Annotated in this window: 14 protein-coding genes; all 14 read right to left on the bottom strand. The window is 65.4% G+C overall.

Annotated elements, in window-relative coordinates; all coding sequences use genetic code 11:
• Positions 1-13 precede the first annotated feature (13 nt).
• Positions 14-1,174 (bottom strand): bifunctional 2-methylcitrate synthase/citrate synthase, encoded by a 1,161-nt coding sequence (prpC, locus tag SA190iCDA_RS13070; protein WP_070887775.1) that lies wholly within the window; start codon positions 1,172-1,174, stop codon positions 14-16.
• Positions 1,175-1,243: 69 nt separating this feature from the next.
• A complete protein-coding gene (prpB, locus tag SA190iCDA_RS13065) occupies positions 1,244-2,128 on the bottom strand; it encodes a methylisocitrate lyase (protein WP_070887776.1) in 885 nt (294 codons plus the stop codon).
• On the bottom strand, positions 2,125-2,856 hold the full coding sequence (locus SA190iCDA_RS13060; RefSeq protein ID WP_070887777.1) for a GntR family transcriptional regulator: 732 nt from the start codon (positions 2,854-2,856) through the stop codon (positions 2,125-2,127). Before SA190iCDA_RS13060 ends, prpB begins: the two co-directional genes overlap by 4 nt.
• 142 nt (positions 2,857-2,998) lie before the next feature.
• Entirely contained in the window at positions 2,999-3,382 is a 384-nt protein-coding gene (locus SA190iCDA_RS13055) for a hypothetical protein (protein WP_070887778.1), read from the bottom strand.
• Positions 3,379-4,938 carry a flavin-containing monooxygenase gene (locus SA190iCDA_RS13050; RefSeq protein WP_070887779.1) on the bottom strand — a complete coding sequence of 520 codons (1,560 nt, stop codon included), beginning with the start codon at positions 4,936-4,938 and terminating at the stop codon, positions 3,379-3,381. The genes SA190iCDA_RS13055 and SA190iCDA_RS13050 overlap by 4 nt, the downstream gene beginning before the upstream one ends.
• A gap of 42 nt (positions 4,939-4,980) precedes the next feature.
• Positions 4,981-5,442 carry an HIT family protein gene (locus SA190iCDA_RS13045; RefSeq protein WP_070887780.1) on the bottom strand — a complete coding sequence of 154 codons (462 nt, stop codon included), beginning with the start codon at positions 5,440-5,442 and terminating at the stop codon, positions 4,981-4,983.
• Positions 5,439-6,278 (bottom strand): fatty acid desaturase family protein, encoded by an 840-nt coding sequence (locus tag SA190iCDA_RS13040; protein WP_170833990.1) that lies wholly within the window; start codon positions 6,276-6,278, stop codon positions 5,439-5,441. Before SA190iCDA_RS13040 ends, SA190iCDA_RS13045 begins: the two co-directional genes overlap by 4 nt.
• A gap of 147 nt (positions 6,279-6,425) precedes the next feature.
• Positions 6,426-7,466: a ferredoxin--NADP reductase gene (locus SA190iCDA_RS13035; RefSeq protein ID WP_070887782.1), complete on the bottom strand. Its 1,041-nt coding sequence runs from the start codon at positions 7,464-7,466 to the stop codon at positions 6,426-6,428.
• Positions 7,463-8,665, bottom strand: a complete 1,203-nt coding sequence (locus tag SA190iCDA_RS13030; protein WP_236100854.1) for a fatty acid desaturase — start codon at positions 8,663-8,665, stop codon at positions 7,463-7,465. Before SA190iCDA_RS13030 ends, SA190iCDA_RS13035 begins: the two co-directional genes overlap by 4 nt.
• 164 nt (positions 8,666-8,829) lie before the next feature.
• Positions 8,830-9,969 carry an acyl-CoA dehydrogenase family protein gene (locus tag SA190iCDA_RS13025; RefSeq protein ID WP_070887784.1) on the bottom strand — a complete coding sequence of 380 codons (1,140 nt, stop codon included), beginning with the start codon at positions 9,967-9,969 and terminating at the stop codon, positions 8,830-8,832.
• A gap of 62 nt (positions 9,970-10,031) precedes the next feature.
• The gene (locus SA190iCDA_RS13020; protein ID WP_070887785.1) at positions 10,032-12,647 is read right to left on the bottom strand and encodes an aminotransferase class III-fold pyridoxal phosphate-dependent enzyme; all 2,616 of its coding nucleotides are present in this window, start codon (positions 12,645-12,647) and stop codon (positions 10,032-10,034) included.
• Complete coding sequence (locus SA190iCDA_RS13015) at positions 12,644-12,901, bottom strand: acyl carrier protein (RefSeq protein ID WP_070887786.1); 258 nt, start codon at positions 12,899-12,901, stop codon at positions 12,644-12,646. Before SA190iCDA_RS13015 ends, SA190iCDA_RS13020 begins: the two co-directional genes overlap by 4 nt.
• Positions 12,902-13,048: 147 nt before the next feature.
• On the bottom strand, positions 13,049-13,912 hold the full coding sequence (locus tag SA190iCDA_RS13010; RefSeq protein ID WP_070887787.1) for a LuxR C-terminal-related transcriptional regulator: 864 nt from the start codon (positions 13,910-13,912) through the stop codon (positions 13,049-13,051).
• Positions 13,909-15,744 carry a fatty acyl-AMP ligase gene (locus SA190iCDA_RS13005; RefSeq protein WP_070887788.1) on the bottom strand — a complete coding sequence of 612 codons (1,836 nt, stop codon included), beginning with the start codon at positions 15,742-15,744 and terminating at the stop codon, positions 13,909-13,911. Before SA190iCDA_RS13005 ends, SA190iCDA_RS13010 begins: the two co-directional genes overlap by 4 nt.
• Positions 15,745-15,947 lie beyond the last annotated feature (203 nt).

Raw genomic sequence — 15,947 nt, 5'->3', positions numbered from 1 at the left:
TTTCCATGATTAATTATTTGCGATCCTTGAGCGGCACGAACGTCAGGTCTTCAGGCCCGGTGTAGTTGGCGCTCGGGCGGATGATCTTGCCGTCGATGCGTTGCTCGATCACGTGCGCCGACCAGCCGGCGGTGCGGGCAATGACGAACAGCGGGGTGAACATGGCGGTCGGCACGCCCATCATGTGGTAGCTGACGGCACTGAACCAGTCGAGGTTGGGGAACATCTTCTTGATATCCCACATGACGGTTTCCAGGCGCTCGGCGATGTCGAACATCTTGTTGTTGCCCTGCTCGGCCGACAGCTCCCGCGCCACTTCCTTGATCACCTTGTTGCGCGGATCGCTGACGGTGTAAACCGGGTGGCCAAAGCCGATCACCACCTCCTTCTTCTCCACCCGCGCACGAATATCGGCCTCGGCCTCATCGGCGGTGTCGTAGCGTTTCTGGATCTCGAAGGCCACCTCGTTGGCGCCGCCGTGCTTGGGCCCGCGCAATGCGCCGATGCCACCGGCGATGGCGGAAAACAGGTCCGACCCGGTACCGGCGATTACCCGCGAGGTAAAGGTCGACGCATTGAATTCATGCTCGGCATACAGGTTCAGCGAGCTGTGCATGGCGCGCACCCAAGAATCGCGAGGCGCCTCGCCGTGCAACAGGTGCAGGAAATGCCCGCCGATGGAGTCGTCGTCGGTCTCCACCTCGATGCGCTTGCCGTTGTGGCTGAAGTGGTACCAATACAGCAGCATCGAGCCGAGCGAGGCCATCAGCTTGTCGGCGATATCTCGCGCGCCGGGGTGGTTGTGATCATCCTTTTCCGGCGACAGGCAACCGAGCACCGATACGCCGGTGCGCATCACATCCATCGGGTGGGCCGAAGGCGGCAGCTGCTCCAGCGCGACCTTGAGCGCTGCTGGCAAACCACGCAGCGCCTTGAGTTTGGCCTTGTAGGTCGCTAATTCGGCAACGGTCGGCAGTTTGCCGTGCACCAGCAGGTGGGCGATTTCCTCGAACTCGCAGGTGTTGGCAACATCGAGAATGTCGTAACCGCGGTAATGCAGGTCATTACCGGTGCGGCCCACGGTGCACAGGGCGGTGTTGCCGGCAGCGGTGCCGCTCAGGGCCACGGACTTCTTCGGCTTGAAACCCGCAACGGTGGTGTCGGTGGCGCTCATCAGTCTCTCCTTTCATCCGCAGGGGATGTCTTGTTGTTATGCACGGGCGCGGTGCGGCCCGCCAGGCGATCACTTCTTGGCGGCGAACAGCGCGTCGAGCTTCTGCTCGAAGGCGTGGTAGCCGATACGCTCATACAGCTCGCCACGGGTCTGCATCTGCTCGACCACGTCCTGCTGATGGCCATTCTGGCGAATCGAGGTGTAAACGCTTTCCGCCGCTTTGTTGGCCGCGCGGAACGCCGACAGCGGGTAGAGCTGGATGGCCACGCCCACCGACGCCAGTTCGTCGCGGGTGAACAGCGGCGTGGCGCCGAACTCGGTGATATTGGCCACGATTGGCACCTTGAGTGCCTCGACGAAGCGCTGGTAAGTCGGCAGATCAACGGCGGCCTCGGCGAAGATGCCATCCGCACCCGCCTCCACATAGCGCTGGCAACGCTCGATGGCGGCCTCCACACCCTCGGCCTGGATGGCATCGGTGCGCGCGATCAGAAAGAAGTCCGGGTCGGTCCTGGCATCAGCGGCGGCCTTGACGCGGTCGACCATCTCCTCGCAGGAGACGATTTCCTTGCCCGGGCGATGACCGCAGCGCTTGGCGCCCACCTGATCTTCGATATGCGCTGCCGCCGCACCGGCCTTGATCAGGCTCTTGATGGTGCGCTCGATGTTGAAGGCGCTGGGGCCGAAACCGGTGTCGATGTCCACCAGCAGCGGCAGGTCGCACACGTCGGTGATGCGGCGCACATCGATCAGTACGTCTTCCAGGGTGTTGATGCCAAGGTCCGGCAGGCCAAGCGAGCCGGCCGCCACACCGCCACCGGACAGGTAGATCGCCTTGAAGCCGGCACGTTGGGCCAGTAGCGCGTGGTTGGCGTTGATCGCGCCGATCACCTGCAACGGTGCTTCGGCGGCGAGGGCCTGACGAAAACGCTGGCCGGCAGAAAGCTGGGTCATGAATCACCTCGGGTCTTGGACGGTTTGGCGAGCGCCACTTGCCCGGCCTGGGCCAAGTAATGCCGCTCGATATTGCGTTTGGAGGCGCCGATATGCCGGCGCATCAGCAGTTCGGCCAGCTCGCCGTCACGCTCGGCGATGGCGTCGAGGATGCGGTGGTGTTCGGCGAAGGCCTGGTGCGGCCGATTGGGCGTGGCGGAAAACTGCAGGCGGTACATGCGCACCAGCTGATACAGCTCGTCGCACAGCAACTTGGCCAGGGTGCGGTTGCCGCTGCCCTGAATGATCCGGTAATGGAAGTCGAAGTCGCCTTCCTGTTGGTAGTAGCCGACACCAGCCTGGAACGCGGCATCCTGCTCGTGCAGGTCCAGCACCCGGCGCAGCTCGTCGATCTCCTCCTGGCTCATGCGCTCGGCCGCCTGACGGCAGGCCATGCCTTCGAGGGATTCACGAACCTCGTACAGCTCGATCAGCTCGGCATGGCTGAGCGACACCACTCGCGCCCCCACATGCGGGATGCGCACCAGGAGCTTCTGCCCTTCCAGCCGATGGATCGCCTCGCGCAGCGGCCCGCGGCTGATGCCATAGATACGCGCCAGCTCGGGCTCGGAAATCTTGCTGCCCGGCGCCATCTCGCCACGCACGATGGCCAGTTGGATCTGGCGGAAGACGTTTTCGGCCAGGGTATCCGAATCGTTATGGAGGTCGTGAAGCTCGAAGCCCGACATAGTGTCGACACCAATCGCAAAAACAGCCTAATAAATAGGCCATTTAGCCAACCAAGTCAAAGGCAAGGAAGTTATTGTCGACAATACGCAGTTTTATCTGGCAACACCAAGTCGCGCCGCCCCCATTGTGGTTGCGCCAGCCCTAGGGGCTCAGGCCAGGTGCAGACGATGAGCGCTTCTGGACCAGGGTGCGCCAGGTCCACAGGGCGCCGCACAGATCCGGCACGGCCAGCAACACCAGCATCGGTGACACCAGGTTCAGGCTGGCAAACAGTGAGAAAACCGGCAGCACCGAGAGGCGGATCGGTACCGTCAGGCCGATGAAAGCCCGGTGCTCCCAGCGCCCCGCATACAGGTAGTAGACGCCGAGATAGAGCACCAGCAGGCCGACCACGCGGATCCATACCTCACGGGTTGGCGGGAAACCGAACAGCCCCAATAGCAGATTGGGCAGCAGCAGCAGCCCTAGCCCCAACACCAACATGTAACAGCCGAAAGCGAAAACGCTCCTGCCTGGCCCGCTCATACCAGCTCCTCCTGTCGACACCTTTGAATGGGCTGTTCATGGGCCTGGCGCTGCTCGGCCAATTGCGGCGTCAGGCAGTAGGCCTCGGTGTCGAATCGGCGGGTCTGGCGCCGAAACACCCAGGTGAGCCCCGGCCACAGCGCCACGTTGCGGCCGCTCTGCGGGTGCTGGTACCAGCTCTGGCACTGCCCACGGCTCCACACGGTACCGCGCATGCGCCCGTGGAGCTGGTCGTTGAAACGCTGCTGCGCTTGCGGCAGCACCTCGACGCTGGCGAGGCCCTGCTCGGTCATGGCATCCAGGGCGCCGAGCACGTAGGCGATCTGCGACTCGATCATGTAAACGATGGAGTTATGGCCCAGCCCGGTGTTGGGCCCCATCAGCAGGAACAGGTTGGGATAACCGGCCACCGTGGTGCCCTTGTAAGCCTCCGGGCCTTGGGGCCAGGCATCGAGCAGGTCGCGGCCCTGGCGGCCGAAGATCATGCCGCGCGGAAACAGGCTGTTGGCGGAAAAGCCGGTACCGAGAATCAGCGCATCGAGCGGATGGCGCACCTGGTCGCGGGTAACGAGCCCGTCTTCGGTGATTTCGACGATATCGCGGGTCACCAGCTCGACGTTGGGCTGAGCGATGGCCGGGTAATAGTCGTTGGAGATCAGGATACGCTTGCAACCGATGGCGTAATCCGGGGTGAGCTGGCGGCGCAGCGCCCGGTCGCTGACCTGGCAGCGCATCAGGGTGAGGGCAAGCAAGCGGTGCAGCGCCATCAACCGTGGCTGGAACACGAAGCCCAGCACGCGGGCCTCGACCGCGGTGTAGATGGCGCCCCGCAACAGCTTCTGCAGCCACGGCGCGGCGCGCAACAGCTTGCGCTCGGCGGCGCTGAAAACGCGATCCAGCTTGGGAATGATCCACGGCGCGGTGCGCTGGAACACCACCAGTTTGGCCACCTGCGGCTGGATTGCCGGAATGAACTGGATCGCCGAGGCGCCCGTACCTATCACCCCGACGCGCTTGCCAGCCAGCGCGTAGTCATGCGCCCAGCGCTGGGAATGGAAGATCCGCCCACGAAACCGCTCGATTCCGGGGATCTCCGGTGCACGCGGCATCGACAGCGCGCCGGTGCCGGTGACCACCACCCTGGCGTGCACCGTCTCGCCGCGCTCATCGGTGACTTCCCAGAGGCTCTGGTCCTCGAGCCAGCGCAGCGACTTCACGCTGGTATCGAAGCGCGTATGAGCCTCCAGACCATGGCGCTGGGCACAATCGATCAGGTAATCGCGGATCTCCGCTTGCGCGGAAAAGCGCCGCGTCCAGCCCGGGTTCGGCGCGAAGGAAAAGGAGTACAGATGCGAGGGGATATCACAGGCACAGCCCGGATACTGGTTGACCCACCAGGTGCCGCCGAAGCCTGCCTCCTTCTCATAGATGACGAAGTCCTCCTCGCCGCGCTGGCGCAAGCGGATGGCCATGCCGATGCCGGAAAAACCGGCGCCGACGATCAACACCCTGTACCTGCGCGGCGTACAGGCACCTCCCTGCATTGGTGCGTTCATGCAACGACAACTCCTGAGTGGATGTAGGGCGAACCCGCCGGGTCACGGGGCCCTGTCGCTCGCCAGGGCGGCCGCGATGGCACGGGCCTGGGCCTGCAGCCTGTCATCGCGGGTTCGCGGCCCGAACAGCCCGGAAAAATGCAGCAACAGCCGCCAGGCGAAGCCAAGGGCGTCGCCACGCCGACGTGGTACGAGGTGCAGATGAGCGTGGGGAACGTGCTGGTTGGTGGCCTTGCCGTCATTGACGATCAGGTGCGTCCCCTCGACGCCGAAGCCTGCCCGGCGCTGGGCCGCGAGCACCTGGTCATAGACCCGGTACAGGTGGCTGCGCTGCCCGGCATCAAGCTGCTCGAGCTTCTCGACATGGGCCAGGGGGATCAGCAATACGTGCCCCTGGCCGAGGGGATGCACATCCATGAAGGCCATGCAGTACTCGTCGCGGTGCACCAATGCGGCCGGTGCGCTGCCCGCCGCGATGCTGCAGAAGATGCAGTCCCGGCTCATGAACTGCGTCCTTCCATGACCGTTGGCGTGGCGGGTCGAGGGGCCGGATCGCTGAACAGTCGGGCCAGCAGCCAGCGGTCACGCTGGAACGACTGATGGGCCAGCAGCCCATGCAATTTGGGCAGGTTGAAGAACGGCACGTTGGGGTATACATGGTGCTCGACGTGGTAATTGATGTTGGCCCATAGCAGGCCGACGACTCGACTGGTCACGGTGATGGTGTTCCTCGACAGGTCCAGGCGCTCGTCCTGCTCGGCAGGCAGGGTGGCCATGGGAAAGTGTTCGTAGCCCCGGGAGATCGGGTTGATCACCAGGGCCAGCAACAGCAGCGGCGCCGCGAAGATCAGCAGGAATGCATCGAGGCGCTCGCAGGCGACGAAAATGGCGCACAGCAGGCCCATGCTCGTCAGGTTGAACACTAGTTCACGCACCACCCGGTTGCGTACCGCATGCCCATAGCGAACCAGGGAGAAGTAGGTGAAGCGCGGCACGAACAGGGCGATGCGCAGGAACATCCAGCGCACCCCGGCCAGGTAGTTCCAGTCATCCGGATCCTGCTGGGGGTCGCCCAGGTAACGATGGTGGCGCTTGTGGCACTCGGTAAAGGACGAGAACGGGAACACGATGAACCAGGCCAGCAGGCGCCCCACCCAGAGATTCCAGGCAGCCGAGCGAAAGGCGCTCTGGTGGCCGCAGTCGTGCTGCAGCACGGTAAAGGCATGCAACTGGCTGCCCAGCACCAGGGTCGCGAGCCCCTGGATCCAGAGGGTGTCGATAAACAGGATCAGCGCCGCCGCTGCCCCCCATACCGTCAGGTGCAAGGCCACCCAGCGCATGAAGCGGGCCCCATCAGGCTGCATCAGCGCCTGTAACCGAGCCTGCTGAGAGGGCTCCACCCGTAGCCGTGCACGGCTGTCGAGGCGTATCGCATCATGGGTTGCGTGCTGCCGTTGGTCAGCGATCATCCTGTTTCCTCCGCCTGGTCAGTCGATCTTCAGCCGTACGTCGTCGCTGAGCGGAAAGCCCACGCACATCAGCGCCTGCCCTTTCTCCAGCTCGGCGGCCGACAAGCCGTGCTCGTGCCCCATGCCCACCTCACCGGCCAGCCGCGTGCACACGCAGGCGGTACAGAAGCCACTGCGGCAGGAGAACGGCGGTTGCAGACCGTTATCCAGGGCGGCGTCGAGGATGCTCTGCCCGGCCCCCACCATGAACCGATGCTCCTGGCCGTGCAGCAACAGGCTCACGCGGCGCGCCACCCGCCCCTCGCCGCTGTCGCTGGCCTGCCGTGGCGTGAAGCACTCCAGATGGATCGCTTCGCGGCGCACCCCCAGTCCCTCCAGCGCCGCGGTCACCTCGTCCATCATGGCCGCCGGGCCGCAGGTATAGAACTCGCAACGCGACACTTCCAGGTCAGGAAGCCCGTCGAGCAACTCGACCACGCGCTCGCGGTTCAGCCGACCGCTGTAGCGGCAGGGTTGCTGGGGCTGGGAAAACACATGCAACACCTCCAGGCGCCCGGCGAAGCTGCGCTGCAAGGCCTCGAGCTTGTCGGCGAAGATCACCGCGCCGGCATGCCGGTTGCCATAGATCAGGGTCACCCGCGCATCCGCTTCGAAATGCAGGGCCGAGCGCAGGATGGAGAAGATCGGGCTGATACCGCTGCCCGCCGCGAACAGGACGATATGCCGCCCCTGCCCCGGTTTCGGTGCGAAGGTGAATCGCCCCTGGGCGCCCAGGGCCTGGACGCGATCACCGGCTGCCAGCCCACTCACCAGGCGATTGGACACCTGGCCGCCGGCCACCCGCTTGACGGTGATCGCCAGGGCCCGGTCCAGGCCCGGCGTGCTGCTGATGGAATAGGCGCGGCAGCCCTTGCCACCCTCGACATCGAATTCCAGGGTCAGGTACTGCCCGGCCTCGTAGCGAATGCGCCGCAGCAGCGGCTGCTTGAGATGGATGGTGACGGCGTCAGCGGTTTCCTGCTCGATGGCGGCGACCTTCAGCGACAGGGGCCGGCTCATGACTGCACCCCCTGCACCGGGGCGAAGCCCGGCTCGACTGTCGCCTGACGTCGCGCGACCGCCTGCTGGTGCAGGCGCTCGTGTTCGTGGATCGGCGCCGGTCGCACCCGCTGCCTGAGCAGCGCGACCTTCTCCGCCTGCGACAGCGGCTCCCACCACTCCAGCTTGTCGGCCAGCACCTCGAAACGGCGCAGCATCAGCAGCAGGAACAGGTCCATCACGCTGAGATCACGAAACACCATGGACTGGGCGGCGCGCATCTCCGGCTTGATGCGTTCGAACAACTGCGGGCTCTCCGACCAGTGCACGTTGGCCCAATGATGGTGGCAGACGTGGTACCCCTCGTTGAGGATGTTGACCGGTTTCTCCAGCAGCGTGACGGTGTTGTACATGTACGCCCTTGGGTCGCTCTGCCCGCCATAGAAGGCATGCTGGCTCCAGTGGATCACCCCCATCAGCACGTTGCTCGCGCACCAGGGCACCAGCATGTAGAAGACCGCGACGGGCAGGCTGTACCACGCCAGCGCGGCGAACAGTGCCAGGTGCAGCAGATTGCCGGCGATCATGGCGCGCATCTGCGCACGCTTCTCCCGGCTGCGAAAGTACAGGTAGGGCGAGATCAGGAACTGCTGGTACATCACTTCGCGCACCATGTAGACCACGAAATGCCAGAGGTTGGCGTGGTCGTAACGGGCGGTGGCATAGATATCCAGCGGCCCGGCGTTCTCGCGGTGATGCTGCTGCAGGTGCGCCAGGGCATGGGGCGTGAGGCCCATGGGAATGGCGAAGAACATGTACAGGAAGGAGTTGCCGCACCTTTTGTCGAGCCGGCTCGGGCGCTTGAAGACGCCGCCCGGCACATGACCTTCCTGGTGCATCGAACTGAACGAGCGCACGAAGCCGCGAATATTGGGCCCATACACCGCCGCATAGAACGCCAGCACCAGAGGCCAGGCCAAGGCGCCCAGCCACAACTGGAGGATGAACACCGGCCCTGCCGTCAGCGCCAGGGTCAGCGCCGCCGCCAGGATCGGTTCGTCACGCGGGTCCTTCAGCCAGCGATCCGCCAGGCGCTGCACCTGGCGGTGATACCCCCTCACCCAGGCGTCACCGAAACGTGTCGCACCCGGCACGCAACCCAGTAGCCGGCGCCCCAGCTGCAAGGCGAACGACAAGATGAGGATGGCGATGATTGCCACCCCGCTGAAGGCCACCAGCACGGCGAACAGGGGAATGGCGACGAAATGGAACAGCGGGCTGACGTTGGCCGGCAGCCGGGGTACAGCGAGTCCGTGGAGTGGGCCATGGGTTCTAGCTCCAGTTCGGTGGCAGAGAGACGCCCGGCCAGCGGGCAGGCAGCCGATCAGCCATGGGCGGCCACGCTGCCGCCCAGAAAATCCGCCAGCAGCGGCACCGCTGCCGCCCGTGAAATCGGGTGAAAACAGATCGCCCGGGACGCGGCCAGCAGGTAGGCGACCTCGTTGGAGCGGATGAACGCCATGCCGCCCAGGGCCTCGACGGCCAGGTTGCTGCTACGCTCGATGGCGCCCTGCACCATGAACCGTGTACACAGCGCCTTGGCGTAGGTGGCCTCGTCGGCGGCACGTTGTTCTTCGAGCTCCCGCGCAGTGCCGATCAGCGCCTGCTGTGCGCCTTCCAGCTCGATGGCCAGTTGCGCCAGCGGCGCGTCCTCACCGCCGCGGCGCGCCAGCAGCAGCCCAGCCATGGCGGACACCACCCCCAGGTAGGTGCCGCCGACCATCAGCTGGAACCAGCAAAGCCCCGACAGGGAGGTTTCCTGCACCGATGCTGCCACCGCCTCGTCGTCGCCCTCGGCGAGCAGCATGCGTTCGCTGGGCACGAACACCTCGTCGAACACCAGGGCATGGCTGTTGGCCGCGGCCAGCACCGGCGTGTTCCAGAACGGCTGGCGAGTAACCCGGCTGCCATCCTCGAAGACCACCGCAAAACCCTGGGTGAAGCCGCCATCGGCGTTCTCGCGCACCACGCCGACCACGATGACGTCCATGTGATGGCTCATGGTGCAGGGCTTCTTGCTGCCACTGAGCAGGAAGCCGCCCTCCACCGCCTGGGCCTTCACGCTGCTGTTGAAGATCTGCGCGCCGCTCTTGCCTTCGGCGAACGCCGAGGCGATCAGCAGCTGGTTCTGGGCGATAGCGCAGAGCAGCTCATCGGCGGCCGGGATCAGCCCGCCGAGCTGAACGATGGTGGCGATGGTGTGGTGATGCATGGTCATCATCACTGCCAGCGAGGGGCACAGCGAGCCCACCACACGCAGTATCTCGACGGTTTCGCGGGTCGAGACCCCCAGGCCGCCATAGGTCTCGGGAATGATCAGGCCTGCGGCGCGGTAGCGCCGGAACAGCTCGCAGACCTCAGCGGAATCCGCCGTTTCCAGCGCCATCCGCCCGCGTTGTTCCAGCGCGCCGATCAGACCCGGCAGGCGTTGCTCAGTGACGTTCCGTGCATGCAGCATCGACATGATTGATCCTCGATTTCCATTCTTCTAGGCCCGGCCATCTGGCGGTGCGGCCGGGCAATCCGTCAGCCGGCCTTCTCGACCGGTTGCTCGACCACCGGCGCGAAGCCCAGGCCGAGTGCCAACTCGAAAATCTCCTCGGCGTCTTCCAGTGACGGGCGCTTGCCGACGCTGTAGTCGCGACGCTTGCCGGCCATGGTCAGTACCAGGGTTTCGGCCAGGCAGGCGAAGGTCACGCCGGTGGGCAGGTCGGTCAGGTTCTGGTTGCCGAAGCGCTGGCCACGCTCGGGCATCTGGATCAGCCCGCCCTCGATCACGCACACGTCCGGGCGGTCGGCCAGCGAGGAGCGGCCGATGTCCGGCGGCTGCGCGCAGTCGCATATCACCGCGTTGCTGCGCAGGCGCTGCGAATCGATAAAGGCCGAGCCGTTGGAGGTGGCCGACAGCAGGGCGTCCAGGCGCGGCAGCCAGCGCTCCAGATCGGAGTCGATGCTCAGCGGCGCCAGCGTGCCGGTCCCTCGCACCAAGGCATCGACCTCGTCGAACAGCGCACACAGCCCCTGCTCTTCGCTGCAATCGCGAGCCAGCAATGCCTCCAGTGACTGGCCGGGGGGCAGCGCCGCGGCCAGGCTGCGGGCGATACCGCGACGTTGCCCGGCGAGCAGCGCCTGCAGGGCAGCGCGATACAACTCGCCGCCGACCCGCTTGAGCGCCTGCATGGCGCCGCGGTTGGCGGCGTTGCCCAGCAGCACCAGGTGCTCGGCGTACTGGCCGAGACGCAGGCTGGCAAGGCGGCCGACCGAGCCATAGGCGCCGATCACCCCGGTGAGGCGCTTGGCCAGTGGCGCGCCCCGGTTGGCACAGGTGCTGACCAGGGCATCGACGCCGACCATGGCGGTCAGGCTATTGCCGGTGGTGGTGTGGAAGCGTTCGTTGCGCACATCCTCGCCGGCGTTGGAAATCACCGAGGTATAGGCGCCGAGGCCGACGAAATCGACGCCCAACTCGGCTACCGTCGCCAGGTAGTTGTCCAGCAGCTTGCGCCGCCGCCCCAGGCTCAGGCGCATCAGGTCGCGCGGTTGCAGCAGGCTGCCGACCAGCCAACCTTCGACGTAATCACCCGCGGCGTTGTAGACACGCTCGGCGTGGTAGGACACACCTGCATCCAGGTCCGGTTTGGCCCACTCGGAAAAGTCGTCCAGCCATTGCTGCATGAAGCCTTTTTCCTCGGCCGAGACGCCGAGCGCCTCGACGATGCGGTCGCCGTTGACGCTTTGCGGGGTGGTCGGGTGCAGCAGAAAGGCGAACCGTCCGAGGCAGCGCCCGCCGCCAGCGCGCGGCTTCGCGACAGGCTGGCTGGCGCGGCCGGGCACGCCCTGCGGGTTGGCAAAGCCGTGGGCCTCGAGGATCAGGCGATGGTGCAGGCCCTGGGCAATCAGTTCTGCAGCAGCGCCAAGGCCGGTCAGCAACTGGTCGATTTGCGCCTCGCTGATGACGAACGATGGCTGGATACGCAGCACGTTGCCTTCGCTGAGCGTCGGCAGGCAGTACACGCCATGGCGCGACTTCAGGTAACCGCAGACGATCGGCACCAGCGCGCCAAAGGCGCTGGCCAGCGAGAAGCTGTACAGCCGCTCGCCTGACCAACGGCGAAATTTCAGCCCCAGCATCAGGCCGCGGCCATCGAGGCCGGCGAATACCTGGGGATAGCGCGCCAGCAGGCCTTGCAGGCCGTCACGCAGGTAGCTGCCGCGCGCAGCGGCCTGCTTGACCACGGCAGCGTCATCGGCGGCGAGCTGATCGAGCACTGCCAGGCCAACGCTGGCGGTAAAGCCGTTCATGGCAAAGGTGGAGCTGTGGTGGCGGTCGAAGTCGCGGCTCCAGCAGCGTTCGGCATACAGGCAGGCGCCGAGCGGCACCAGGCCGCCACCCAGGGCCTTGGCCAGCAGCAACACATCCGGATTCAGGCCATGGGCGCTGGCCGCGAACAATGTGCCCGTACGGCCCAGGCCGGTCTGGATCTCGTCGAGCACGAACAGCGCACCGTATTGCCGACACAGCTGCTGGGCACCCAGCAGATAGCCGTCCGGCGGGGTGACCATGCCGGCCTCACCCTGGACGGCTTCGACGAAGAAGGCTGCCACCCGCTGTTCACGCAACAACGCCTCGAGGGCAGCCAGGTCGCCATAGGGCACATGGGCGTAGCCATCGGTGCGGATCTGGAAGGATTCACGGTAGATCGCCTTGCCGGTCACCCCCACGGCGCCCTGGGTTTTGCCGTGAAACCCGCTCAGGGTGCCAACCACCAGCTCGCGGCCCGTGGCGGCGCGCACCAGCTTGATCGCCGCTTCCACGGTTTCCGCGCCGCTGGTGGTGAAGGTCACCCGGGCCATCTCGCCGGGTGCGACCTCGATCAGCCGTCGGGCCAGGGCCTCGACCACCGGGTTGAGCAACGGCTGCACGAACGTCGGCTGCGGCGAGGCGAGAAAGGCCGTAGCCGCCTCGACGAGGCGCTGCGGGGCGTAGCCGAAAGGCACCGCACCGAACTGGCCGACGAAATCGATCAGGGTCTGGCCTGCCGCGGTTACCAGCTGCGTGCCGCTGGCACTGACGATGGTTTCGTCGAGGCCGACGAAGTCGAGCAGTTCCTGGCGGGTTCGGTTGATCAGCGAGAGGCTCATCCGTATGCCACCTCTTCGTTCAGCAGGCCATGCAGGTGCTGGCTGATCTTGTGCACGCTGTCGTGCTGGTAGGCGAATTCCGGGTCCAGCGAAACGCCGAAGCGATCCTCGAATTCGGCGGATAACCCGACCAGCAGCACCGAATCCAGCCCCATTTCGTGAAACGAACGCTCACGGTCGAGGGCGGTGGACTCGATGTCCAGCATCCTGGCCAGGGTATCGATCACGGCCGTGGTTATATCGTCGATGTGCACCTTGACCTCCAGAGTGCACGGCCCCGCCGGGGGCCGGCACATGCATCCTGCTTGGTTTCACGCGCTAGCCGGTGGCTGTGCGCAGGTTCGATGCTCCGCTCTTGGCGAGTGTGCCTCAATACTCCATGGGGAGTAGTGCGCCGCGGCTCAGGCGTCCGCGAACAGCGCAGCGATCTGCGCTCGGCTGGTGGCCTGCAGCTTGGAGAAGATGTTCTGCATGTGGGTTTTCACGGTCTTGTCGCTGATGTGCAGAATCTGTCCGATCTCCCAATTGGTCTTGCCCCGCGCCACCCAGCGGGCAATCTCGACTTCGCGAGTGGACAGCAGCGCCAGGCAGTGCGCCCGGCCCTTGCTGCCCGATTGCTGGAGCAGCCGGCGGGCGCCGAGGGTACGGTTGAGGGCGATGTGCACATAGGGGGTGAGCAAGGCCATGCGCACCTTGCACTCCTGGATCACCGACGCAGGCAGGTTCTGGAAGAAGTACGCCGAGAAGGCGTTGCGGTGCAGACAGGGCAGAACCATCCAGGCCAAATTGCGAATGCCGTAGCGGCGAAAGATGCTCGCCCAGATCTGGTCGATGTCGCTGTCCAGGGCCGACACCGAGGTAAACTTCGGCAGGCCGCAGTGCTCGAGCGGATCGAGGCACAAGGGCGGAACCATGCCGTCCGGCCCGACGATGTCCTGCAGATAGTTCTCCGAAACCGCATCAGCGGAAATCAGGTGCTTGATGAACACCCGGTGGGCTTTTACATGACCGCAGGCGAACACGAAGTTCTCGCAGGGCAGCAACAGCGGCAGCGCCTGCTGGGTGCGCGCTTTCAACTCGGTGATGGTGGTCGCCGAGGTGATTGCGTTGAGCACGCGACTGAGCGTCTGGCGTTGCTCACGGTCCACCGGGAACAGTGGCAATAGTCGACTTTTCAGGGGCTGCGGGCGCTGCCCGTGAAACCCATGCAGCGCAAAGAACATCGGCTGACGCTGGGCGAGCTCCAGCGCGAGATGGGGCCTCATACCGCCAGCTCCTGGTGCTGCGATCCCGGCTCGACACGCTGTTGCCCGCCCTGCTCCACCGCGATCACCCGCTGCTGCAGGGGTGCCGTTTCGCCTGCCGCCAACGCCTGCAGATAGGCGCCAAACAGGCGCCGGCAGTCCTGCCGACGCACCTTGCCACTGGAGGTTCGCGGCAGCGTGCCGCCACTCACCAAGAGCAGCCAGGGCTGTGCCAAACGGTGCTGCTGCCACAGCGCGGCGCGAATCTCGGCCAGCACCTTGACCACGTCCAGCCCGCGTACCGCGCGGCGCTCCACCTCCTGAACCACCACCAACTGCTCGCCGTCGTCCGTTTCGATGCTGAACGCCGCTGCGCCGTCGGGCCTGAAGCCTTCATGGGCGCGCAACACCGAGCACTCGATGTCGCCCGGGTGGTGATTGACGCCATTGAGGATGATCAGATCCTTCACTCGGCCACTGACGTACAGCTCGCCCTCCAACATGAAGCCCAGGTCACCGGTGCGAAAGAATCGCGGCCAGGGGGTCTGCTGCACGTGCGCGGGCCGGAATGCCTCGGCGGTGCTGTCCGGCCGCTGCCAGTAGCCGGCAGAGACGCTGTGACCAACAATGCAGATCTCGCCGACCTGCCCGTCGCCCAGGCGGCGCTCGCTGTCGGGATCACAGATGAAAGGCTCCAGCCCCGGGGTCGGCCGCCCGCTGCTGACCAGGGTGCGTGCCCGCCCCTCGACCGGCTGCCCGACCGCCAGCGGCACCGCGCGATTGTGCTCCAGCAGGTCGGCATGAAAGCTGCGCACGATCGCGCCGCGGGCCAGGCCGTTGCCGGTCACCAGCAAGGTCCCTTCGGCCAGGCCATAGCAGGGAAACAGCGCGCCAGCCTGCAGGCCACAGGCAGCGAATTTGTCGGCGAAGGCGTGCAAGGTCCTGGCCCGAACCTGCTCGGCGCCATTGTAGGCCACGGCCCAGCAACTCAGATCCAGTGATTGCAGGTCTTCGTCGCGCACCTTGCGGGCGCACAGTTCATAAGCGAAGTTGGGGCCGCCACTGACCGTGACCCGGTAGCGACTGATCATCTGCAGCCAACGCAGGGGGCGCTGCAGGAAGGCGATAGGCGTCATCAGGGTAGCCGAGCAGCCGACATACAGGGCCTGCAGAATGCCGCCGATCAGCCCCATGTCGTGGTAAGGCGGTAACCAGCTGCCGATATGGCTGTCCGGGGAGATGCCGAAGGTATCGCTGATGCACTGCGAGTTATGGATCAGGTTACCGTGGCTGATGATCACGCCCTTCGGGTTGCCGGTAGAGCCCGAGGTGTACTGCAGGAAGGCTGGATCACTGCGCAGCCCCGCGACGGGCTGCCAACCTTCGGCATGCCGCACATCCAGCTTATCGAGGTCGAGAACCTCCGTCTGCGGCGCCACTGCGGCGAGGCTGGCGGCGATTTCACTCACATCTCCGCCAGCCACCAGGGCGGCCACTGGCTGGCAGTCGGTGAGAATGCCCTCCAGACGACCCAGGGTCTTGGTGGCCCCCGGCGGGTAGGCCGGCACCGCCACCAACCCGGCGTACAGACACCCCATGAAAGCGGTGACATAACCGAGCCCGGGACGTAGCAGGATCAGCACCCGCTCGCCGGGGCTGTAGCGCGCCTGCAGCAGCGCCGCCAGGGCGCGTACTGCCGTATCCAACTCGGCGAAAGTGATGGTTAGGCCATCTTCGCCATCGGCGAGAAAGCGGTAGGCGAGCCGATCCGGCGTGGCTCGCGCGTGGTGTCTCAGGCATTCGGAAAAATGGGTGTAAAGGAAACCGTCACCATCCTGCTTAATCTGCGCCATTTATTATGCTCTCGCTCATGCGGAATCCTTCAGCGCCATGGTCGAGAGCGTGCTCTCTAGACGCTTCGTGTGCATTTCCATGCGCCACCATCCTGTGAAAGGGAGGTCACGAAAGGAATACTCCATACGGCGTATACCGACGACACGAAACGGCCTCCAATAATGGCTCCCGAGTGCCCGCCCCGTGCAGCGTCGGTCCACCA

The sequence above is a fragment of the Pseudomonas argentinensis genome (assembly GCF_001839655.2).
Taxonomy (GTDB): Bacteria; Pseudomonadota; Gammaproteobacteria; order Pseudomonadales; family Pseudomonadaceae; genus Aquipseudomonas; species Aquipseudomonas argentinensis_B.
This window is presented reverse-complemented; position numbering and strand designations above follow the sequence as displayed.

Excerpts from the sequence above, each read along its gene's own strand:
- prpC (WP_070887775.1), bottom strand. The coding sequence starts at position 1,174 with ATGAGCGCCACCGACACCACCGTTGCGGGTTTCAAGCCGAAGAAGTCC.
- prpB (WP_070887776.1), bottom strand. The coding sequence starts at position 2,128 with ATGACCCAGCTTTCTGCCGGCCAGCGTTTTCGTCAGGCCCTCGCCGCC.
- SA190iCDA_RS13060 (WP_070887777.1), bottom strand. The coding sequence starts at position 2,856 with ATGTCGGGCTTCGAGCTTCACGACCTCCATAACGATTCGGATACCCTG.
- SA190iCDA_RS13055 (WP_070887778.1), bottom strand. The coding sequence starts at position 3,382 with ATGAGCGGGCCAGGCAGGAGCGTTTTCGCTTTCGGCTGTTACATGTTG.
- SA190iCDA_RS13050 (WP_070887779.1), bottom strand. The coding sequence starts at position 4,938 with ATGAACGCACCAATGCAGGGAGGTGCCTGTACGCCGCGCAGGTACAGG.
- SA190iCDA_RS13045 (WP_070887780.1), bottom strand. The coding sequence starts at position 5,442 with ATGAGCCGGGACTGCATCTTCTGCAGCATCGCGGCGGGCAGCGCACCG.
- SA190iCDA_RS13040 (WP_170833990.1), bottom strand. The coding sequence starts at position 6,278 with ATGCGCTGGGTGGCCTTGCACCTGACGGTATGGGGGGCAGCGGCGGCG.
- SA190iCDA_RS13035 (WP_070887782.1), bottom strand. The coding sequence starts at position 7,466 with ATGAGCCGGCCCCTGTCGCTGAAGGTCGCCGCCATCGAGCAGGAAACC.
- SA190iCDA_RS13025 (WP_070887784.1), bottom strand. The coding sequence starts at position 9,969 with ATGTCGATGCTGCATGCACGGAACGTCACTGAGCAACGCCTGCCGGGT.
- SA190iCDA_RS13020 (WP_070887785.1), bottom strand. The coding sequence starts at position 12,647 with ATGAGCCTCTCGCTGATCAACCGAACCCGCCAGGAACTGCTCGACTTC.
- SA190iCDA_RS13010 (WP_070887787.1), bottom strand. The coding sequence starts at position 13,912 with ATGAGGCCCCATCTCGCGCTGGAGCTCGCCCAGCGTCAGCCGATGTTC.
- SA190iCDA_RS13005 (WP_070887788.1), bottom strand. The coding sequence starts at position 15,744 with ATGGCGCAGATTAAGCAGGATGGTGACGGTTTCCTTTACACCCATTTT.